At 61.2% G+C, this 2918-nt stretch carries 2 protein-coding genes; both read left to right on the top strand.

The window, feature by feature from the left end; translation table 11 throughout:
- Positions 1 to 296: 296 nt before the first annotated feature.
- Positions 297 to 1766, top strand: coding sequence for a PLP-dependent aminotransferase family protein (locus KFO72_RS41655; protein ID WP_225034530.1), 1470 nt, complete (start codon positions 297 to 299; stop codon positions 1764 to 1766).
- Between the two features lie 340 nt (positions 1767 to 2106).
- Positions 2107 to 2559, top strand: a complete 453-nt coding sequence (locus tag KFO72_RS41650) for an HU family DNA-binding protein (protein WP_036000261.1) — start codon at positions 2107 to 2109, stop codon at positions 2557 to 2559.
- Positions 2560 to 2918: the final 359 nt, after the last annotated feature.

Raw genomic sequence — 2918 nt, 5'->3', positions numbered from 1 at the left:
CAAGGGCTGGCGGTGTGAGCCGCTTTCTTTTGCCTACTTTTCTTTGCGGCGGCAAGGAAAAGTAGGTGCCGCCCCGCACAGGGGCGACGCGTGAAGCGAGCTAACGTAGAGCGGATGCCAGCGCAAAGACCATAACACCGAACGGCAAAGCGTAAAGAACGCTAACAAAACGCGGATCCCATCGAAAAGCCAAAACGCGGATACCGGCACAAACAAAAACACTGAACCGGCGAACGCACGCTAAGCTAACAACAAACCCAAAGCGCCGCAGGCAAAAAGAAACCCAAAACCTCAAAATGGAAATCCACTTATCGGTAGAGGGCCGCCACGACCTGGCGGGACAAATCTACAGACAACTGCGTGCAGGGATAATCGAAGGCCGCCTGGCAGGCGGCACCCGACTGCCTTCGACCCGCGATCTCGCGCTGCAACTCGGCGTTTCCCGCAAAACGACCCTCGACGTCTTCGAGCGCCTGCTCGCCGAAGGCTTCCTGCATACGCGCCCCGGCTCGGGCACCTTCGTCGCCGGAGGTTTACAGCGACTGCCCGCCGAAAAGCCAGCGCACGCCCGTGCCGCCCATGAGGCGAAAACGGCACCCAGCTCCAGCGCCCGCGCGCAACCGGTATGGCACACCGTCCCCGAGGTACTCGGGCCGCAACCCACGCCCGGCACGCCGTACGACTTCATCGGCGGCGTTACCGACAAGTCCCATTTCCCTTTCGACGTCTGGCGCCGCTGCGTGAATCACGCGCTTCGCGTGCAGTCGCGTGGACGCGGCACGTATCGCGATGCTGCCGGCGAACAGGAGTTGCGGCTCGCGATTTCGCGCTATCTCGCGTTTAATCGGGCCGTCGCGAGCAACTGGGAGGACGTCATCGTGACGCAGGGCGCGCAGCATGCGCTCGACCTCATCGCGCGCGTGACGCTGCGTCCCGGCGACGTCGCGGCTATCGAAGACCCCGGCTATCCGCCCGCGCGCGCGTGCCTCACGGCAGTGGGCGCGAAGGTCGCGGCCGTGCCCGTCGATGCCGAAGGCCTCGTCGTGAGCAAGCTGCCGAATCACGCGCGGCTCGTCTACGTGACGCCGTCGCATCAGTTTCCGCTCGGCATGCCGATGAGTCTCGCGCGGCGCGTCGAACTGCTCGAATGGGCGCAACAGCGCGATGCCGTCATCATCGAAGACGACTACGACTGCGAATACCGCTTCGAAGGACGGCCGATGGAGCCGCTGAAGAGCCTCGACCGCACCGGCCTCGTTGCGTACGTGGGAACGTTTTCAAAGACGATATTTCCCGAACTGCGCGTCGGTTACATGGTGCCGCCCGCATCGTTGTTCGAGACGCTGCGCAAGGCGAGGCAGATCGGCGATTGGCATGGTTGCTCGTTGACGCAGACGGCGCTTTCCAGTTTCATGCTGAACGGTGACTTTGCCAGGCACCTGAAGCGGATGCACAAGCTTTACGCAGCGCGCCGGGCAAGTCTGCTTGTACATCTGCAGGGCGATCTCGCGCGCTGGTTCGAGCCCATCGTGCCGACGGCGGGTATCCATATGGCTGCGTTGCTGAAGGCGCCGCTCACGGAGACGGCCGTGATCGAAGCGGCGCGCGCCGAATCGATTGCATTGCATGGGCTCGCGCCTTTCTATGTGCGCGCAACGCCGCAGCCAGGGCTCGTATTTGGCTATGGCGGCATCGAGGCCGGACAGATCGAGACCGCGCTTGCGACGCTCGCGAAGCTGATGCCGCGTGTCGAATCAAGGACTTGAGCGTGCGTTTACGGGGTCGCGCGTGCCGTGCTGTCAGTCGTCCCCGACGCTCGTGCGCGTAACGTACGCTCGATTTCGTCACTGATACGGGCGTCTTCCTGCCACCGGATGCGTTTGAAGATTCGTGCTGGACAGGTGCGGCGAAATTGCCAGGTGATCGTGTTTACCCCTTAAAAACAGGCTCGAAATGCGCGAGGTAGTCAGCGCCACGCAACAAACCGTAACCGTTATACACAAAAGATTCGCGCAGAAAGCGAAAGCGCTTGTAGAATCCGGCGTTGAAGCGTGTGCATATCGCGTGCGCTTCTCGCAATTACTGACCCTTAGAGGTAGGAGAAATATGGCGACTTCCGCAAAAAAGGTAGCCAAGAAGGCTGCTACGGTTCCGACGAAGAAGGTTGCTGCAAAGAAAGCTGCTGCTGCTCCCGCAAAGAAAGTCACGGCTAAGAAGGTCGCCGTGAAGGCGTCCGGCGTTCCCTCGCCGATCAAGGACACCTTCACGAAGGCCTCGCTGGCTGCACACGTTGCGGAGCGTGCGGGCGTCGAGCCGAAGTCGGCGAAGGCAGTTCTGGCTGCACTCGAAGACACGATCCTCGGTTCGGTTCACAAGAAGGGCGCTGGCGAATTCACGCTGTCGGGTCTTCTGAAGATCGTCGTTCAGACTGTTCCGGCGAAGAAGAAGCGCTTCGGCAAGGACCCGTTTACGGGTCAAGAGCGCTGGTTCCCGGCGAAGCCGGCGAGCGTGCGGGTCAAGGCACGTGCGTTGAAGAAGCTGAAGGACGCAGCAGCATAAGGTTTGATGGCGGCGTGAGCCGCTGTTGAGGCTCGCTGTTGAGGCTTTATCGCGGTCCCCACATGCGAAAGTGTGTGGGGATTTTTTTCGTCTGCGACGCTGTGGGTCAGGTTTTGCGTTTTGCGTTTTGTGTTTTGCGACTGCGCGGCGCGGGTGTTGGGGGTGGTTTGCTCGTGGTCGTGCTCGCATCCGCGATTTGCCTTCGCGCGTCATGCGTCCGCCGTGCGATGTGTTCGTTTTGACGCTAGCATTTGCGGTTTGCGTTTGCCTTTGCGTTTTTGCTGGCATCCGCGATGCGTTATCTCGCTCCACGCGTCGCCCCTGTGCGGGGCGGCACCTACTTTTCTTTGCCGCCGCAA

It is taken from the genome of Paraburkholderia sp. XV (assembly GCF_020177535.1).
Taxonomy (GTDB): domain Bacteria; phylum Pseudomonadota; class Gammaproteobacteria; order Burkholderiales; family Burkholderiaceae; genus Paraburkholderia; species Paraburkholderia caribensis.
This window is presented reverse-complemented; position numbering and strand designations above follow the sequence as displayed.